This is a genomic window from Pseudomonas sp. NBB, from assembly GCF_032701105.1.
Classification (GTDB): domain Bacteria; phylum Pseudomonadota; class Gammaproteobacteria; order Pseudomonadales; family Pseudomonadaceae; genus Aquipseudomonas; species Aquipseudomonas asiatica.
The window spans coordinates 2,594,524-2,613,477 of the sequence record NZ_CP103994.1 but is presented as its reverse complement, the minus strand read 5'-3'; the positions used below and the strand labels follow the sequence as shown (position 1 = coordinate 2,613,477).

16 protein-coding genes are annotated in these 18,954 nt (G+C 57.4%); 12 read left to right on the top strand and 4 right to left on the bottom strand.

Translation table 11 applies throughout. The annotated features are described in order from the left end of the window. The first annotated feature begins 26 nt into the window (after nt 1–26). The 3 genes from NY023_RS12115 to NY023_RS12105 all read left to right on the top strand — a co-directional run bounded on the left by NY023_RS12115 (nt 27) and on the right by NY023_RS12105 (nt 3,685). On the top strand, nt 27–740 hold the full coding sequence (locus tag NY023_RS12115; RefSeq protein ID WP_013972268.1) for a GntR family transcriptional regulator: 714 nt from the start codon (nt 27–29) through the stop codon (nt 738–740). 94 nt (nt 741–834) lie between these two features. Continuing rightward, nucleotides 835–2,163 (top strand): MFS transporter, encoded by a 1,329-nt coding sequence (locus NY023_RS12110; protein ID WP_044046979.1) that lies wholly within the window; start codon nt 835–837, stop codon nt 2,161–2,163. A gap of 31 nt (nt 2,164–2,194) precedes the next feature. After that, nucleotides 2,195–3,685, top strand: coding sequence for an aldehyde dehydrogenase (locus NY023_RS12105; RefSeq protein WP_013972266.1), 1,491 nt, complete (start codon nt 2,195–2,197; stop codon nt 3,683–3,685). A gap of 114 nt (nt 3,686–3,799) precedes the next feature. On the opposite strand, the gene NY023_RS12100 is transcribed toward NY023_RS12105, so the two are convergent. The 3 genes from NY023_RS12100 to NY023_RS12090 form a co-directional block, all read right to left on the bottom strand. Continuing rightward, nucleotides 3,800–4,771, bottom strand: coding sequence for a LysR family transcriptional regulator (locus NY023_RS12100; RefSeq protein WP_044046978.1), 972 nt, complete (start codon nt 4,769–4,771; stop codon nt 3,800–3,802). Between the two features lie 235 nt (nt 4,772–5,006). Beyond that, nucleotides 5,007–6,332, bottom strand: a complete 1,326-nt coding sequence (locus tag NY023_RS12095; RefSeq protein WP_013972265.1) for an NAD(P)/FAD-dependent oxidoreductase — start codon at nt 6,330–6,332, stop codon at nt 5,007–5,009. A gap of 17 nt (nt 6,333–6,349) precedes the next feature. Next, nucleotides 6,350–7,243, bottom strand: a complete 894-nt coding sequence (locus NY023_RS12090; RefSeq protein ID WP_013972264.1) for a dihydrodipicolinate synthase family protein — start codon at nt 7,241–7,243, stop codon at nt 6,350–6,352. 481 nt (nt 7,244–7,724) lie between these two features. On the opposite strand from NY023_RS12090, the gene NY023_RS12085 reads away from it, so the two are divergent. The 5 genes from NY023_RS12085 (at nt 7,725) to NY023_RS12065 (ending at nt 12,060) form a co-directional block, all read left to right on the top strand. Continuing rightward, complete coding sequence (locus NY023_RS12085) at nt 7,725–9,044, top strand: NAD(P)/FAD-dependent oxidoreductase (protein ID WP_044046977.1); 1,320 nt, start codon at nt 7,725–7,727, stop codon at nt 9,042–9,044. 10 nt (nt 9,045–9,054) lie between these two features. Continuing rightward, the gene (locus NY023_RS12080; RefSeq protein ID WP_013972262.1) at nt 9,055–9,834 is read left to right on the top strand and encodes a pyrroline-5-carboxylate reductase family protein; all 780 of its coding nucleotides are present in this window, start codon (nt 9,055–9,057) and stop codon (nt 9,832–9,834) included. Between the two features lie 84 nt (nt 9,835–9,918). Then, the gene (locus NY023_RS12075; RefSeq protein WP_044046976.1) at nt 9,919–11,304 is read left to right on the top strand and encodes an MFS transporter; all 1,386 of its coding nucleotides are present in this window, start codon (nt 9,919–9,921) and stop codon (nt 11,302–11,304) included. A 51-nt stretch (nt 11,305–11,355) separates the two neighbouring features. Further along, complete coding sequence (locus tag NY023_RS12070) at nt 11,356–11,706, top strand: cupin domain-containing protein (RefSeq protein ID WP_013972260.1); 351 nt, start codon at nt 11,356–11,358, stop codon at nt 11,704–11,706. Nucleotides 11,707–11,715: 9 nt separating this feature from the next. Beyond that, nucleotides 11,716–12,060, top strand: coding sequence for a RidA family protein (locus NY023_RS12065; protein ID WP_013972259.1), 345 nt, complete (start codon nt 11,716–11,718; stop codon nt 12,058–12,060). A 60-nt stretch (nt 12,061–12,120) separates the two neighbouring features. On the opposite strand, the gene NY023_RS12060 is transcribed toward NY023_RS12065, so the two are convergent. After that, nucleotides 12,121–13,167, bottom strand: coding sequence for a GlxA family transcriptional regulator (locus NY023_RS12060; protein ID WP_049798472.1), 1,047 nt, complete (start codon nt 13,165–13,167; stop codon nt 12,121–12,123). Between the two features lie 206 nt (nt 13,168–13,373). Here NY023_RS12060 and NY023_RS12055 point away from each other — a divergent pair, with 206 nt between their 5' ends. From NY023_RS12055 to NY023_RS12040, 4 genes are all read left to right on the top strand, one after another. After that, nucleotides 13,374–14,765 carry an NAD(P)/FAD-dependent oxidoreductase gene (locus tag NY023_RS12055; protein ID WP_013972257.1) on the top strand — a complete coding sequence of 464 codons (1,392 nt, stop codon included), beginning with the start codon at nt 13,374–13,376 and terminating at the stop codon, nt 14,763–14,765. Between the two features lie 11 nt (nt 14,766–14,776). After that, nucleotides 14,777–15,745: an NAD(P)-dependent oxidoreductase gene (locus NY023_RS12050; RefSeq protein WP_013972256.1), complete on the top strand. Its 969-nt coding sequence runs from the start codon at nt 14,777–14,779 to the stop codon at nt 15,743–15,745. Continuing rightward, nucleotides 15,742–17,193, top strand: a complete 1,452-nt coding sequence (locus NY023_RS12045; protein ID WP_013972255.1) for an aldehyde dehydrogenase family protein — start codon at nt 15,742–15,744, stop codon at nt 17,191–17,193. The genes NY023_RS12050 and NY023_RS12045 overlap by 4 nt, the downstream gene beginning before the upstream one ends. Nucleotides 17,194–17,297: 104 nt before the next feature. After that, nucleotides 17,298–18,941 carry an acetolactate synthase large subunit gene (locus tag NY023_RS12040; RefSeq protein WP_316927904.1) on the top strand — a complete coding sequence of 548 codons (1,644 nt, stop codon included), beginning with the start codon at nt 17,298–17,300 and terminating at the stop codon, nt 18,939–18,941. The last annotated feature ends 13 nt before the right edge of the window (nt 18,942–18,954 follow it).

Below are 18,954 nucleotides of genomic sequence, written 5' to 3'. Positions count from 1 at the left end.
CCGATCCGGTTGCGCAGAAGATACCAATGCAATATCTAGATAGCATTTCCAATATCTCCAATATCGACAAGAAGAAGATATTCGAGATTGCACTGAACAGGCGCATCCTAGATATGAGCATGGCACCTGGTAGTGCCATCGATGAAATTGCGCTATGCAAGGAGTTCGGTCTGTCACGCCCCCCGGTGCGGGAAGCTCTGCGCCATGCAGCCGGAGAGGGCTATATCGAAATGACTGCCAACCGTGCACCGAGAGTTTCACCGATCACGGAAGAGTGCTTTAAGCGCTTCGCCCAAGCAGCACGCATGCTCTATGTGGCGATAGCACATCTCGCTGCGAAGGCAGCGACGGAAAGAAACATCTGCAACTTGCATGCACTCCATAAGCAACTTTCTGCCGCAGGCCAAGCTGCCAATCATCAAGCGTGTGTTCTACTGGAGTGCGCCTTGCTCTTCGAGATCGGAAAAATTTCAGGCAATCACTACTTGGCCCCCTCATTGAAACGATTACTGGTCGACCACGCCCGGATCCAAAACCTCATTTATCGCTCGCAAAGCGTTATAAGCGCCGCACGCGACGCGCTGTGGTTCATCTCTCACTATGCACTCCTGATCTCCGCAGTTGAGCTCCGCGACACCGGTCGTGCCTCTCGTACTAGCGATGAAATTTCTCAACGCATTTTGGAGCGCGTCGAAGCCTATTCGACAACCGCGCAGACAACCGGGGAGGATGCTATTTAACCTTGGGTTATGCAGGAAAAATAACAAAAGACCTGCAGCGTGCCCCAAGCAAGCCACACATGGAAGCTGCCCTGAATTGGTGAAGGAGACAAGAATGATAAGTCATCTAATGACGGTCGAAGACGTACCACTAAATAGGTTTCATAAATCTCTAACCGTCCGATCAGGTGGCGGCGGTTTCGCTGACGGTTACGTCCTTTGCGTAATCGGTGTCGCGCTGGCACATATTTCAACATCGCTGCAACTAAGCACCTTCTGGGAGGGGTTGATCGCCGCCTCCTCGCTCATCGGCGTATTTTTTGGCGGTTTTCTTGGCGGGTGGCTAACCAACTTTCTTGGCCGACGTAAGGTCTATTTCCTGGGCCCGTTACTGTTCATCGGTGCTTCGCTGGCTCATCTGTGGGCGGACTCGGCAATGGCCATTTTTCTACTACGCCTTCTGATAGGTGTAGGCGTAGGCATTGAATATCCGGTCGCAACATCCATGCTGGTCGAGTTTATGCCGCGCAAGTATCGCGGTTCTCGCCTAGCCCTGTTGACCCTTCTATGGTTCGCCGGAGCGGCGTCGGCCTATCTGGTAGGCGAAGTGATGCTGCGTACCTTGGGTACTGAGTCCTGGCCCCTGGTACTGGCAAGCTCCGCAATTGTCGGCCTGTTCCTATTCGTTGTTCGCATGGGCACTCCAGAATCCGCACGCTGGCTGTTGAGCAAGGGGCGGAATGCGGAAGCCGAAGCAGTCATCAAAACCGTGTACGGCAATGAGTTTGACCTTCGTCACTTGCCGGAAGAACAAAGCGGCAATTCCCTGAGTTTTTCCAACCTGCTGCACTCGGGCTATGGCAAAAGGATGCTGTTCATCGTCAGCTTCTGGACATGTTCGATCATTCCGGTTTTCGCGGTGTATTCGTTCGCACCCAAGGTATTGGGCGCCCTGAACGTCAAAGGTGACATCGCGTCGCTAGGCTCCGCCCTGATCACATTGTTCTTCGTATTCGGCTGCATGATTGCCACCCGCATCATCAATGTAATTGACCGACGCACCATGCTGATCTACAGCTTCCTCCTGTCTGGCCTTGCTTTGCTGTGTCTCGGTATTTTCCATTCAAGCCCCGGCATGATCATCCTGGTGCTGTTTGCCACCTACGCTTTGTTTATCGGTGGCGCTCAGGTACTCGTTCTGGTTTACCCGAACGAAATCTTTCCAACCGAGATACGTACCTTCGCGGTGGGAATCGGCACCTCTGTATCCCGAATCGGCGCTGCAGTAGGCACCTACCTAGTTCCCCTGTCGCTGGACTCTCTGGGTATCGCGCAAACCATGTACATCGCCGCACTGGTGTCTTTCGTTGGCCTATTCATGTCCTGGGCTCTCGCTCCGGAAACTCGCTCGTTGAACCTGCAACAAGCGGCCTCGCTGGGCTGATAAAACCTCAACACTGACAATGGAGTAGAACATGTCCACGTTGCTGAACAAAGAACAATACGCGGCCATCGCCGCCGACCTGCAACTGCGTACCCAGGCGTTCATCGACGGTGAATTCCGCGATGCCCTCTCGGGCCGCACCTTCGTCACCACCAACCCGGCCACCGGCCAGCAGCTGGCTGAAGTCGCCGCCTGCGACGTCAACGACGTCAACGTGGCCGTAGCCGCGGCCAAGCGCGTGTTCGAAGAGGGCACCTGGTCGAAGATGCAGCCGAACGACCGCAAGCATGTGCTGCAGAAGTTCGCCCAGTTGCTGGAAGACAACGCCCACGAACTGGCTGTGCTGGAAGCGCTGGACAGCGGCAAGCCGGTCAGCGAGTGCCAGACCGTCGACGTGCCGGAGACCATCCACACCATCCGCTGGCACGCCGAGCTGATCGACAAGATCTACGACGCCACCGCCCCGACCGGCAACGCCGCCGTGACCATGGTGGTGCGCGAAGCCATCGGCGTGGTTGGCCTGGTGCTGCCATGGAACTTCCCGCTGCTGATGCTGGCCTGGAAGATCGCTCCGTCGCTGGCCGCCGGTTGCTCGATCGTGGTCAAGCCGGCCAAGGAAACCACCCTCAGCGCCCTGCGCGTGGCCGAGCTGGCCCACGAGGCCGGCATTCCTGCAGGCGTGTTCAACCTGGTGCCTGGCGGTGGCCGCGAAGTGGGCGAGGCCATCGGCCGCCACATGGACATCCCGATGGTCAGCTTCACCGGCTCGACCGACACCGGCCGCCTGTTCCTCAAGTACGCTGCCGAGTCCAACCTCAAGCGCATCGTTCTGGAGCTGGGTGGCAAGAACCCGGCCGTGGTCATGAACGACTGCGAAGACCTCGATGAAGTGGCCCAGTTCGTCACCGCCGGTGCGTTCTGGAACATGGGTGAGAACTGCTCCGCTTCCTCGCGCCTGATCGTCCACAAGGATGTGAAGGACGAGCTGCTGGGCCTGATCGCCAAGCACCTGAAAGACTGGAAGCTGGGTGACCCCCTGGACCCGGACAATCGCCTGGGCGCCATGGTCAGCAAGTCGCACTTCGAGAAGGTCAAGTCGTACCTGGAATACGCCGCCGAGCACAAGCTCAGTATCGTCCAGGGTGGCGAGACCGAAGAAGGCGTGTTCGTGCAGCCGACCATCGTCGACAACGTTGGCCGCGACAACAAGCTTTTCGTCGAGGAAATCTTTGGCCCGGTGCTGAGCGTGACCAGCTTCGAAACCATCGATGAGGCGATCGAGCTGGCCAACGACACCGTTTACGGCCTGGCCGCTTCGGCCTACACCGGCAGCCTGCGCAATGCGCTGCGCCTGTCGCGTGAAATCCGTGCAGGCGTGGTCACGGTCAACTGCTTCGGCGAGGGTGATGTGACCACGCCGTTCGGTGGCTACAAGGAGTCTGGCTTCGGTGGGCGCGACAAGTCCATCTGGGCCCACGACCAATACACGGAGCTGAAGACCATCTGGATCAACGCTTCGTGATCCGAGCAGTACCGGTGCTGTTCTGACGGAGCTCAGCACCAAACCAGCCACCGCCTCCACGCAGGCGGTGGTTACCCCTTGATGGTCTCGGGCAAGAAGGTTTAAGCCCGCATATTACATCACAGTTGGAAAAACTCCAAACTCTTCTAGTATCCAATCTCGAACACGAGTACAACCACCATCGTCTTTCTTCTCCCCCCTGAAGGTCAGAAAATGCTGACTATCCTTGTGAATCAACTCCTCCTCAACTGGCCTGACGAGCAAGCCCTGCTGAACAAGTGGATCTACTAAGTAGTGCCAGCCTAGGGCAACCCCCTGACCAGCTATTGCCAATTGGACAAGTGAATTGTAGTCGTTGGAGTGATACAACTGGGCACCATTAACTACCCGCGCGCTCAAGTCGACATGGTGGTACTCGAACCAAACATACCAATCTACGTGTTCTGCTATCTGAGACCTACCGAATGGACTGAGGTTGAGCAAGGGTTGCTGACTCATACTCTCTAAATTTGTGAGATCAGGATTCTGCTCGAGATACTCAGGACTGCATATTGGATAAATTACGTCACAAACAAGAGGATAACTGCTATACCCCTCTCGTATCTTCGAAAGCTTATTAACAAATATGTCAGGCTGTACACCGGGCTCCATCGTCAAGAAGTTTTGAGTAACCACCGTATTCAGGTCAATATCAGGATTAGCTGCTAGAAACTTAGGTAGACGAGGTGTCAGCCATAAGCCCGAAAAGGCAGGAGTACAACAAATAGTAACAACACGCTTACCACTGGTTTGCCTGCGAATACGGCTTGATGCCTGAGAGATATTGCTAAGTGACAACTGAACAGCATCAAAAAAGGCTGCCCCTGCTGAGGTCAACTCGACTGCGCGCCCGTTCCTTATGAACAATTCCGCGTTTAAGAAATTCTCAAGTTCGCGAATTTGGCGACTGATAGCAGCCTGAGTTACACACAGCGACTCGGCTGCTCGAGTGAAATTCAAGTACTTCGCCGCAGCTACGAATGCTTTCACAGCGCGCAGTGAAGGCATGTGAATCAGAGACAAATCGGGTTCAGTATGCTTTACCATTCGCCTACACCATTTATCAAACAAAAATACGACATTTGCATCACGGCAGCCTTGATCAAGCCTAACCTCTCATCTTTTATTCTTCTTGTATCGTCACACCGCTAGCAGGGCAAAGACCCATCACGGTTTACACCGACTCAGTGACCACCTGCACGCGCTCGCGCATTTCCTCCCCATAATACTGAAAAAGGGCCTCATGGAGGCCCTTTTTCATCTTGCTGTTAAGCCTGAAACCTCATTCGTCTCCAGCACGAAGCTCCTTGAACTTCATGTTAGCTTTCGCACCGATGGTCAGGAAAGGTTGTGGCGGTAGCTGCTTTGGCTTGTCATAGCCCTGCAGAATATCCACCAATTCACTCTTGACACCCAGCGCCAGATCCGCTGCAGCGATACCGGCTGCGCTCGACTTGGACGCTCCCAGACCATTGCAACCACAGGCCGAAATCACACCCTGGGCCACTTCCCCAAAAGCAGGGACGCTGTTCCAGGTCAGTGCCATTGGCCCTCCCCAGCGATACTGCATTCGGAGCCCTTTCAAGGTCGGGAAACGCGTGAGGAATTTCTCGTCGTGAACCCTGCCGGCGCTGTTCACTTGGCTATCACCGATGGTCAAGCTCGGATTGTAGGAGTACCGCCAACGCACCAAAATTCGATCGCTGTCACCATCGTTTATGCGGCGAATGGTTGTACCCATTGGCAATGCTGGTGTAGCAGCCCAAGTGCGCTGACCTGGCAGGCGTTTAGGATCAAATCGCTCAGTCAACGAGGCGTAGGTGAACACATGCAGCAGCTGCCCTTTAAAGAAGCCGAAGCTCTGCGCATGCCCATTGTTCGCCAGAATGATCTTGCCCGCAGTAACGACGCCCTTCGGCGTTTTTACTACCCATGAACCACCCACATTTTTAAACGACAGGGCAGGCGTCTGTTCATACACGCGAACAGGATCACGGAAGGTATCAGCAAAGCGACGTACATAATCAGCGGGCTGAATCATCACAGTACCCGGCATGAACATACCGGACGTGTAAGCAGCGCTTCCCGTTACATCGCCGATTTCTCGGGTGTTCAGCAGTTCGTACTTCTCACCAAGTGCGTCGAGTTGCTTCCCATAGGACAGGATGTGCTCGTCACCTTGGGTACCTCGAGCAACACTGTATCGGCCGCACGGGTCAAAGACCTCTTTGCCCCAGCCGTGCTCCTCAGCCAACTCCAAGCCCAGATCAATCGCGGTACGGTAAAGCTTGATGTCGCGACGTGCGCGATCAAGCGAACCGCCACCCAGCCCTTCAGCTGAGACCTCATGGGGAAGGTCGATTATGAACCCCGAGTTCCGCCCCGAAGCTCCATCGCCGACCAGACCTGCTTCAAGAATTACTACCTTGACGGTCGGATCCAGTCGAACGATTTGACGAGCGGCTGAGAGGCCAGCGAAACCACCACCGATGACCACGACGTCCGCCGTGATCGAGCTCTCCAATGCTGGTTTACCCATGCGGCGAGGCAGCATCTCTACCCAACCAGAGCTGCCATTGTTTTCAGGTAATTTCGAAGCAACAAACATGTCGGCTTCTCCAGCTGTCAGGAAGCAGAGGCTTCGCGCTCGATCAGCGGAGCCAATGCTTCACGCAGCGCATCCAACTTATCTTCGGCCAGGCGGGCAAGCGGACGGCGGGGATTGCCTGCGCCATAGCCCATGATTTCAGCGCCAGCATACACAGACTGCACGTAGTCCCCTTGCCAGATCAGGGACATCACCGGAGCCAACGACTTCCAGATATCCTGAACATCATCCCACTTGCGTTCAGTTGCGGCGTTGACCAGGGCAACACAGGTTTTCGGTGCCATGTTCGCCCCGCCCCAGATCAACCCTGCGGCACCCGCGAACAAAGCGTAAGGTACCAGCGGATCGGCACCGTTCATGGTTGGCAAGCCGGTGCGCACCAGAGAAGCTTGAGCTGCGAGATCACCGCTGCTGTCCTTCACCGAAACAAAGTTCGGAATTTCGCTCAGTTGCTTGAACAGCGATGGAGTGACCTCTACGCCTACCGCCTGCGGGACGTTGTAACCGATGATCGGCAGGCCGGCCTCGGAAACCGTCGAGTAAAAATCGATGATGCCCTGATCATCGGTTGGGCCTTCGAAGAAGGGCGGAAGCACCATGACGCCGTCGGCGCCGCAATCTTTGGCATGGCGGGTACGCTCAACGACCTCATCGGCCAGCAAGGCTGAGGTTTGAGCGATCACGCGCGCACGACCTTTGATGACTTTCGAGCCGAACGCGATCAGTTCCTTGGACTCATCCTTGCTCAGATACACATGCATTCCGGTTCCGGAGCTCAGCACAAAGCCATGAACACCGGCTGCGATGTAACGCTCAATGAGCCCTTCAAATCGCGCGTAGTCGATTTTGCCCTGGGCATCGAACGGCGTGGTGATGGCAAGGTTGACACCGGAAAATTTGAATGCAGACATCGTAAAACCCCTTATTGTTCTCAGCTGGTCGATCCAGCCAAACCATCGAGCGGTGGATGCTCTGAGAAAAGGGTACGTATGAATTCAATCTGTATACAGCGACATTTCCGGAGACGACTTGATGACAAAATGTTATCCGTTAGCCGCAGGCGCTATATCGCTCGTCGAGACAGCTATTGAGCAGTTGAAAAAGCGACCAGAAATAGTCTTTCCCTGTAAATGAGATGGATATTGCGCGACCGACCTAAATGAACCGCCCCTGCATTCCTAGGCACTCTCTAAGCTCAGAAGATACCGTTTCTCATATTCTACTGGCGACAACTGCACAGCACAGCTGTGACGGCGCTTAGGGTTACAGCCAACATCCGCCTGCAAAATTCAGCCCCCCCGCCAGAACCTCCCATGAGTCGTCCTGCCCGTTATATTTTCAGAAGTCATGCGGTGCGATAGTGACTCAAACAACACTTAAAAGTAGATACGCATGTACAGAAACACCTCTACTCCCGCGGATGACAACGGCTGTGGCTGGTTCCATCTGAGCCCTGCCCGTACTCCAAAACAGAGCCACCGTGGCCGCAGTTCGGCTCGCTGGGTTGTGTTGGGCGCAGGCTTTACCGGTCTCGCCGCGGCACGTCAGCTCGCCCACCACTACCCAGGGGACGAGATCATTCTTGTCGAGGCTCAGGTTGTCGGGTTTGGCGCGTCCGGACGAAACTCCGGCTTTGCAATTGACTTGCCACATGATATCGGTGCGGCGGACTACATCGGGCCGCTGCCTACCGCGCGCATGAACTTGAAGCTCAACTTGCGCGCGCAGAGCATCCTCGCGCAACTGATCAAGGATCAGGGCATCGATTGCCAGATCAGGCCTGACGGCAAGTACCAAGCCGCCGTGGAAAGCAAGGGGCTTGCGGTACTGGAGGCTTATCGCAGTGGGCTCGAGAAGCTCGACCAGCCTTATGAAATGATCGAGGCACAAGACCTGCCTGATCACCTCGGCACCTCGTTCTACAAGAAAGCGTTGTACACCCCGGGCACGAAGCTTCTGCAACCGGCCGCCTTGGCCAAAGGGCTGGCAGATACACTGCCGAAGAACGTCACCCTCTATGAGGGAACGGTCATCACGTCGATTGAGCAAGGTGACCGCGTCACACTCAAACACGATGCCGGCGAAATTATCGCGGACCAATTGCTGCTGACCAACAATGCGTTTGCATCGCACTTCGGTTTCCTCCCAGGCCGCCTGCTCCCCATCTTCACGTACGCCAGCATGACTCGCCCTCTGACCAAAGAAGAGCAACAGCGACTGGGCGGCAAAGACACCTGGGGCGTCATCCCGGCAGATCCGTTCGGTAGTACGCTACGCCGGACCCCCGACCAGCGTTTACTCGTGCGCAACAGCTTCAGCTTCAATGCCGATGGACGAGCACACCAACGCTACCTGGATCGCGCAGGGCGCCAGCACCGTGACTCGTTTGAACGACGATTCCCGATGCTTGCAGGTATGCCATTCGAGTACACCTGGGGCGGCTCCATGTGCTTGTCGCGCAATCACATGTCGCACTTCGGCTCGCTTGCGCGCAATGTCCACGGAGCCTTGTGCTGCAATGGCCTGGGCATTACCCGCGGCACCGTCACTGGCACCCTGCTGGCCAACTGGCTCGCTGGCGAACGCGATGAACTGATCGACTTCCTACTGGGTGCAGAGGGGCCAAATCGCAATCCCCCAGAACCGTTCTTAAGCCTCGGGGTCAACTTGAATCTGCGCTGGGGTCAGCACCGCGCAGGAATGGAAAGCTAAAGGGGGCGACATGCAGAACCTTGGCATTATCGGTGTAGGTGACCTCACGGAAAGCATCGTCCGCGGATTGCGCAGAAGCGGGCTTGCCGACGCGATCATGCTATCGCCGAGAAACGCGGAGCGCGCCCAAACGCTTGCTGACGAATGCGCGTGCCAGGTTCTGCAAGACAATCAAGCTGTCGTCGATCGTAGCGATATTGTGCTGCTGGGTGTCCGGCCAGAGGACATCGCGTCCGTGGCAAACCAGGTTCAACTGAAGCCGGGGCAAAAGCTGATATCGCTGGCGGCAGGAATAAGTCTTGAGCAACTGCAGACTGCTTTCCCTCTGGCTGATTGTGTGAGGGCAATGCTCTCATGCGCAGCCAAGCTCAACCGGTCAACGGTCGTCATCTGCCCTGCGGATGCGGCTTCAGAAAGCTTGCTCTGTACTCTGGGCGAACTGGTGGTATTGCAAGATGAAGACTCCTTCGAGCTTGCAACCGTAGCAGCGTGTATGAACAGCTGGTTTTACTTCTTGCTGCATGATCTCGAGCAATGGTTGAGCGATAAAGGCCTGCCTGCTGATGCGGCACGCGCCTTGGTTCTTAGTAACATTAAAGACTGTGTAGGCTCTGCAGAATCGAACCCTGATAAGAGCCTTCAGTCGCTAGGTCGAGCGATCGCCTCCCCTGGCACATTCTCAGCCGAAGGATTGGCTGTTTTGATGCACCAACCTGTAAGTGCTAATTGGGGTGCTGCTTGTGAAGTTGTGCTGGACGCACTCTTAACACGAACTCGAACCCCTCGATAGAGTTTCAAAAACTTGATAATCACTGGCCACACTTACGTGGCCAGCGAATGCGTGTTCGCAATAACAACAAAAAGAGGTATTTTCATGTCAACTCTGAAGCGCTCCGTAGAGGACGCACCACTTAATGCCTTCCATCGAAAGCTAACTATATACTCAGCCGGCGGTCCTTTTTTGGATGGCTATGTACTGAGCATCATTGGCGTGGTCATGATGCAGATCAGTACCGCACTTCAACTGAGTGCACTTTGGGAAGGATTAATCGCGGCCTCAGCGCTCATTGGCGTATTCCTAGGTGGCTTCTTAGGTGGCTGGTTCACCGATAAATACGGGCGAAAAGTTCTCTATCTGGTCGACCTGATCGCGATTGTCGGCTTCTCCCTCGCTCAGTTCTGGGTTGAGTCGGCCTGGCTCCTGTTCGTTTGGCGCCTGCTGATTGGCATGGCTGTTGGGGCGGACTACCCCATTGCAACCTCCTTGCTGGCGGAATTCTTGCCGCGCAAACACCGCGGGCCCCTGCTGGCCGCCATGGTACTGATGTGGTTTGCAGGTGCTGCGGTCGCATACTTGGCCGGGGAAGTTCTGCTGCGCTTTGCAGGCGAGGATGCTTGGCGCTGGGTGCTTGCCAGTGCTGTCGTACCTGGCGGACTGTTCCTGCTGGCGCGAAGCGGCACCCCAGAGTCACCCCGCTGGCTGATTAGCAAGGGCCGTAAAGCTGAAGCCGATGCAGTCATCAAGCGCGTATACGGCCCCGACTACTCCATCAGCGACCTCCCAGAGCCCAGCAACGCAAAACCAGTATCCGTATGGTCCCTGTTCCACTCAGGTTACGGTAAGCGGATGGCTTTCATCACGCTCTTCTGGACGTGTGCCATCGTTCCGCTGTTTGCTATCTACGCGTTTGCCCCGAAAGTTCTGCAGGCTTTGAAACTCACCGGCGACTGGGCAAGCTACGGTTCCTTGGCAATTACGTTCCTGTTCACCTTGGGCTGCCTTGGCGCTACGAAGCTGATCAATGGCATGGGACGCCGCAAGATGCTGATTCACAGCTTCCTTTGGTCAGGCCTGGCGCTTTTCGTGCTCGGCCAGTTCCCTGACAGCGCCCCAATGATTGTCCTGATTATTTTTGGCGCCTATGCCGTATTGATTGGTGGCGCACAAGTGCTCACTTATGTGTATCCCAATGAACTGTTCCCCACGGAGATTCGCGCATCCGCCGTAGGCCTGGCCACCTCGCTGTCGCGTATCGGCGCAGCACTGGGCACTTACCTGGTGCCCATTTCGTTGGATTCGCTGGGCATCGCCAACACCATGTTCATTGCTGCTGGAGTATCGCTGTTCGGCGCAATCATTTCATGGTGGCTGGCGCCGGAAACTCGCTCGCTGGATCTGCAGCAATCGGCAGCTCTTGGCCAACACTCAGGAACGGCTAAGCGCAGCACTGCAACAGGCTTGTCCACTGACCGTCGCTAAAGCAGACAGTTACCAATCACCCCGATACATTGAGTTACCAAGGAATTCCCGATGCCCCAAGTTCTTACCGTTGTACGAAATGCTGCTGAGTCCGCGCTGGGTGAAACCTCGCCAGCCAAACTGCCGATTGGTGACGTGATCGCTGTCGCAGCCACCGGCCAGGCACAGACCGATGAAGGCGTTGGTGCCAGCATCGGCGTCTGGGAAAGCAGCGTGGGTGTTTTCCGTCGCCATCTCAAGAACCGCGAGTTCAGCCACATTGTTAGCGGCTGGTGCACCTTTACCCCTGACGGCGGCGAGCCCGTGGAATTGCGCGCCGGTGATGCCGTTCTGTTCCCTGAGAACTGTGAAGGCATTTGGGACATTCGCGAGCCACTGCGCAAAACCTACGTACTGTTCTAAGGAGCCCCCATGATCGAACGTATCAAGCCAGGCTCTCGTGCCAGCCAGATGGTGATCATCAAAGGGCGAATCGAAACCTCTGGCATTGTGGCCCAAGCACCCCAAGGCAATATCACCGAACAGACGCAGTGCGTGCTGGCGCAACTGGAGCGCTGGTTTTCCGAGGTTGGAGCAGGAAAGAAAGACATTTCTCGGATTCAAATCTGGCTGGCCAACATGGACGACTTTGCTGCCATGAATGCGGTCTACGACGCCTGGGTTGGTGATGAGCCGCCGGTGCGTGCATGCGTCGGCGCGCCACTGGCAGCCCCCGAGTACCTTATCGAGATTCAAGCTTTCGGCGAGATGCCATAGCCTCGATCTCTTGGCTGTCACGCCGCGGGCCTGGCCCGCGGCGTTTTTGCATGCACTGACCTAGAGCTCAGGGTCCAAGCCAACCCGTTCATTGTTCCACTCAAACCGCTCGACCTCGTGCCGGCGTTTGCGAAAGCTGTACGGCGTCTCGCCATACTGCTTGCGGAACCAGAGAATGAAATGCGAAGCATCCGAAAAGCCGCAGGCCAAGGCGATGGTGGTGATGTTCTGGCTGGTATTGACCAGCAGCCGCCTGGCATGGTCAAGGCGCAGTTTGCGCCAATAGTTGGCCGGGGGCTCTTGAGTATTGGCTACGAACTCGCGATGCAACTGCCGAGGGTGAGTACCCACAGCACTCGCCACCGCCTGGATCGTGAGGGATGACCCCAGATTTTCGCGCATGAAAGCAATTGCTCGCTGCACGCGATCGTTCAGATACACCCCACCTTCGGCGCCCTCCGCCTCCTCCTCGCTTCGCTCTTCGACCAACAGGTACTCCAAGCCTTTCTGAGCCCGAACTGCCCCGCAGTGGCGGCGAATCAGGTTGGCAGCCAAATCGATGGCCGTACCACCTGGGCAGGTAATGATGCCCCGGTCATCGACATAGTTTTTATCGATCACCGCAGTAGACAGCGGAAAGCGCTCCTTGAACTCTTCTCGCAGGGTGAAATGGAGTGCACACCGTCTGCCGTCCAGAAGCCCAGCCTTTCCCAGCACGAATGAACCAGAGCACAAGGCGATGATGGGAATGTTGGCAGCATGCACATCCCGCAGCGCATCCAGCAGCCAGTCCGGAGGATTGCGCGTTTCGCCAAGCAACCCCCCCGCGATCACGATGTAGTCATATTGGGCCCACAGATTCAGGGGTTTGGTTGGCAAGATGGGCATTCCGCAACTGGCCACGATGGGCTGGTCATTCAGCGTCATCCAATCCCACTGACAAAAAACCTGCTGACTGCGAAAGGACTTGTCAGCGGCAAACCGCAAGGAATCCACCAATCCGGCAACCGGCACCAAGGTGAAGTGGTTCATCAAGACAAAGCCGACCCTCAGCTCTGGTTTGATAGAGGCAGGAACACTGCTTTGATCTTCGGCTTTCCTGACCATGAGTAGGCACCTCAGCTTGATGGATTGCACCATTCTAAAGCACTACGAGAGTCCTCCATATCATATCAATCTCAGCAAATGGAAAATTTAGGACACTCTGCACGAATAAGCGAAAGCGTACGATCAATTGTCATGACTGTAATATCTCAAAAGCCATTTGCTGAGCATCATGTGTACAAAAACCAACATGCTCAAAGGCACTCACTATGTACCGTGGATTCTGGTATGCCCAGGCACTCGACCTGGACAGCGATCTGGCCCCTGCCCTGCAGGATGCAATTCAAGCGGATGTCTGCATCGTCGGCGGCGGTTTCCTTGGCCTGTGGTCGGCCATCCGCCTGAAACAGGCGCACCCGGAAAAGACCATCGTCATCGTCGAGCGTGATCGCTGCGGTTCGGGTGCCAGTGGGCGCAACGGCGGTGTTGCCACCAACTGGTGGGGCAAATACCTTTCGGTGCGCACTATCTGTGGCGATGTCGAAGCGCGACGCATCTGCGAGGCGGCGGAGTCGGCCATCGACGAGATCGGCAGCTTCTGCCAGGAGCACGGTATCGATGCTCAGTATCGCAAGGACGGCTGGCTGTGGACTGCCACCAACCAGCGCCAGATGGGCTCGTGGAAGGTACTCACCGACGGCCTGCAAAAACTCGACGTCAACCCCTTCCAGGAACTGGACCGCGAAACCATCCGTGGTCGAGTAGGCTCCCCACTCGTGCTGGGTGGGATCTATGATCCCAATGCCGCCACCGTGCAGCCTGCCATGCTGGCTCGCGGCCTGCGCCGGGTGGCGCTGAAACTCGGGGTGAAGATCTTCGAGAAATCGCCTTTCACCCATTTGGAGCGCGGCAAGAACCCGGTGGTACACACCGCCATGGGTCGCGTGAAGGCTAATCACGTGGTACTCGCGCTGAATGCCTGGGGCGCGCAGTTCCCTGAGCTGCGCCGGATGATCGCGATCATGTCCAGCGACATGGTGGCCACCGCACCAGTCAAGGCCAAGCTCGACGCCATCGGCTTCAGCGGCGGCGAGTGCATGACCGATTCGCGCACCGTACTCAACTACTGGCGCAATACCCCGGATGGCCGCGTGGTGTTCGGCAAACCGCTGGGGCAGTTCGCCTTTGCCGGGCGCATCGGCAACCTGTATGAGAAGCCATCGCCGGCTGCAGACAAAGTCGCGGCCGAACTGCGCCGCCTGTACCCGCAATTGCAGGACGTGCCAGTGGTCAGCAGTTGGACCGGCCCGATCGACCGCGCCATGAAAGGCCTGCCGAACTTCGGTTACCTCGACCATCACCAGACCGTCAGCTACGGCATCGGCTTCTCGGGCAACGGGGTGGCCACTACGGTCTTTGCCAGCCGCATCATCAAATCGCTGGCCACCCACGCCAATGACGAGTGGGCCAACTGCGGACTGGTCAACCAGAAGATGAAGCTGCTGCCGCCAGAGCCGTTCCGCTTCTTCGGCGCGCACATGGTGCGCGATGCGCTGGTGCGCAAGGAATCCCTTGAAGACCACGACCAGGACGCCGGCTTCATCACCCGTCAGCTGGTTTCCATGGCGCCTGCCGGCTATGTTCCGGCGCAGAAAAAATAAGAATCAGGATCATGAGCGAACATATCGTTTTCCTAGACGACGACGGCCTTGCGGCTTCGACACGTCTGAAGCGCCCTGACTGCGAACATACCTGGGAGCAGTTTGCCTACACCCACCCCGATCAGGTGCTAGAGCACCTGAAGGACGCCACGATTGCGCTGACCTGCAGCGTGCCGCTGCGCGAGGAGCACCTGCGTCAATTACCGAAGCTGAAGATGATTTCGCTGGCCCTGACCGGCCGTGACATCGTCGACGTCGATTACTGCGATGCCCATGGCATCGAGGTTTCCAGCGTACCCGGCTACGCCGCGAACACCGTTGCCGAGCACAGCATGGCGATGATGCTCGAGCTGTTTCGCCGGCCGGCTGCCTTCAGCCGACTGATGCGCAAGGTGCATGCGGGGCAGGCCGAGTACAAGAACATCTACTTCGACCACCGTATCCGTGATGTGCGCGGCAAGCAGATGGCGATAATCGGCAGCGGCCCGATTGCCGTTCGTCTGGCCGAACTGGCCCGTGCCTTCGGTATGGAAGTGTTGTTCGAAGATCGCGGTGGCAAGCGTTCCGGCCCCGATTGCCGCTCTTTGGAGAGCTTGCTCCGCAGCTGCGATGTGCTGTCTATCAATGCACCGTTGACGCCTGAAACCCACAATTTGATCGACGCTGAAAAGCTCGCGCTGATGAAGCCCGATGCGCTGGTCATCAACACCGGCCGCGGCGGCATCGTCAACGAAGCCGCGTTGATCGATGCGTTGCAACACGGCCGGCTGGGCGGAGTCGCACTGGACGTGGTCGAGGTAGAGCCGCTGCATCCGAGCAACCCGTTGTTCCAGCTGATTGATCGCGACGACTTCATCCTCAACCCGCACATTGCCTGGAGCAGTGAGGATGCCATGCAGCAGTTGATGGACCGCGCCGTCGACAACATCACTCATTTCGTTACCCGCCACACTACCGAGAAAAGGATCCGCAGCGCATGACCATCGCCACTAAAAGCAGCTTCGTCGACGGCGCTTTCGTTGCCCTGGACAGCGGCGCTGACATCCTCGAGAACCGTAACCCATCCAACCCGGGTGAGGTGGTCGAGCGCTTCGTACGTGCCGACCAGAACCTCACCGAGCAGGCCATCGCGGCCGCACGTCGTGCCCAGCCAGCCTGGGCGCGCAGCAACCCTCAGCAACGCGCCGATGCGCTGGACTTCATCGGTAGCGAGATCCTTGCACGCCGTGAAGAACTAGCTACCCTCCTTGCCCGCGAAGAAGGCAAGATCGTCCGCGAAGCGCTCGGCGAAGTCGATCGCGCGGGTCGCTCGTTCAAGTTCTACGCCCAGGAAGCCCTGCGTGCTGAAGGTGAGAAGTACCAATCGGTGCGCCAGGACGTCGGCATCGATGTGTTCACCCAGCCACTGGGTGTGATCGGCATTATTGCGCCGTGGAACTTCCCCATCGCCATCCCGGCATGGAAAATCGCGCCAGCACTGTGCTTTGGCAACTGCGTCGTCTTCAAACCGGCTGAATTGGTACCTTCCAGCGCTTGGGCACTTGCTGAAATCATCAGCCGTTCCGGCCTGCCGGCGGGTGTATTCAACATGCTGATCGGTCCAGGTCGCAGTGTGGGCGACACAATTATCCGCTCGCCAGAAATCGACGGTATCAGCTTCACCGGCTCGGAAAATACAGGTCGTCAGATCGCCAAGCTGGCCGCCGAAGGTATGAAGAAAGTGCAGCTGGAGATGGGCGGCAAGAACCCGCTGGTGGTGCTGGATGATGCCGATCTTGAGCAAGCGGTAGAAGTTGCGCTCAACGGTTCGTTCTACAGCACGGGTCAGCGTTGCACAGCCAGTTCTCGTGTCATTGTGACTGAAGGCATTCACGACGCGTTTGTCGCGCGCCTGGCTGAGCGTACTCGGGCGCTGAAAGTGGGCGACGCGTTGCAGGCGTCCACCGATATTGGCCCGGTTGTGGACGGGCGTCAGCTGGAGCAGAACCTCTCCTACGTCGCTCTTGGCCTGGAACAGGGTGCCAAACTGGTGTGTGGCGGTGAACGAGTCGAAAACGAAGCCGGCGCGTACTACTTCACGCCAGCACTGTTCACCGAAGTGACTTCGCAAATGCGCATCTACCGGGAGGAGATTTTCGGGCCGGTGCTGAGCGTGCTCAAGGTGCGTGATTATGAAGAGGCCTTCGCTGCAGCAGAAGACACTCAGTTTGGCTTGTCCGCAGGCATTGTCACCACGTCGTTGCGTTACGCAGAACACTTCAAGCGCAATAGCTCGGCCGGCATGGTGATGGTTAATTTGCCAACCGCCGGTGTTGATTATCACGTTCCGTTCGGCGGTAACGGCGCTTCGAGCCTGGGCTCACGCGAACAAGGCACTCACGCCAGGCAATTCTTCACCCGCGTCAAGACCACGTATCAACTGGCCTGACGTCACACCCTTAAACGCAAAATGTTCATCTACGAGACCGACGTTGAAATCGGTCTCGTGGAGCCTGCTGTCCGAACAAATATAAACCTGAGGTAGTAAGCAAGATGGCCAAGGCCGCCGATGTCGTTGTGCAATGCCTGGAGAACGAAGGTGTCGAGTATGTGTTCGGCATTCCCGGTGAGGAAAACCTCGACCTGCTGGAATCCCTGCGCAAGTCGAAGATCAAGCTGGTTCTGACCCGCCACGAGCAGTCCGCGGGCTTCATGGCCGCCACCTATGGCCGCCTGACCGGCAAGACCGGCGTCAGCCTGTCGACACTGGGCCCTGGCGCAACCAACCTGGTCACCGCCAGTGCCTACGCCTACCTGGGCGGCATGCCGATGATGATGATCACCGGCCAGAAGCCGATCAAGAAGTCCAAGCAGGGCCGTTTCCAGATCATCGACGTGTGCGGCATGATGGACCCCATCACCAAGTACACCCACCAGTTCGCCTCGGCCGACAACATCCCGGCCCGTATGCGTGAAGCCTTCCGCCTGGCTGAAGAAGAGAAGCCGGGCGCCGTGCACCTGGAACTGCCGGAAGACATCGCCGCCGAGCAGACCGACGCCCTGCCGATCCCACGCAGCCTGCACCGCCGCCCGCTGGCCGAGCACGTGGCCATCGAAGCTGCCGTCGAGAAACTGCAGAAGGCCCGCAGCCCGATCCTGGTCATCGGTGCCGGCGCCAACCGCAAGATGACCGCCAAGGTCCTCAAGCAGCTGATCGACAAGACCGGCATCCCGTTCATCACCACCCAGATGGGTAAAGGCGTGGTCGACGAGCGTCACCCGCGCTTCCTCGGCAACGCTGCGCTGTCGTCCGGTGACTTCGTCCACCGCGCCATCGAAGCGGCCGACCTGATCATCAACATCGGCCACGACGTGATCGAGAAGCCGCCGTTCTTCATGGTCCGTGGCGGCACCGAAGTCATCCACATCAGCTTCCGCTCCGCCGAAGTCGATGCCGTGTACTTCCCGCAGGTGGAAGTGATCGGCGACATCGCCAACGCCGTGTGGCAGATCAGCGAAGCGCTGACCGACACCACGCATTGGGACTTCACCCGCCTGATGACCATCCGTGAAGCGAACGAAGCGCAGATCGCCGAAGGTGCCGACGACAACCGCTTCCCGGTCTACCCGCAGCGTATGGTCGCCGACATCCGTCGCGTACTGCCGTCCGACGGCATCGTCGCCCTGGACAACGGCATCTACAAGATCTGGTTCGCCCGTAACTACAAGGCGCACAAGCCGAACACCGTGCTGCTGGACAACGCCCTGGCGACCATGGGCGCCGGCCTGCCATCGGCCATGGCCTCGCACCTGGTGTACCCGGATCGCCCGGTGATCTCGGTGTGCGGCGACGGCGGCTTCATGATGAACAGCCAGGAGCTGGAAACCGCGGTACGTCTGGGCATGCACATCACCGTGGTGATCCTGCGTGACGACGGCTACGGCATGATCCGCTGGAAGCAGGCCAACATGGGCTTCACCGATTTCGGCCTGGACTACGGCAACCCGGACTTCGTCAAGTACGCCGAAGCCTACGGTGCCAACGGCCACCGCGTGGAAAGCGCCGAAGCCTTCCTGCCACTGCTCGAGCACTGCATCAAGACCCCGGGCGTGCACGTGATCGACTGCCCGGTCGATTACAGCGAGAACGACCGCATCCTGAACATGGACCTGCGTGAGCGTAGCGCTGCCATCTGACTAAGGAAACAGA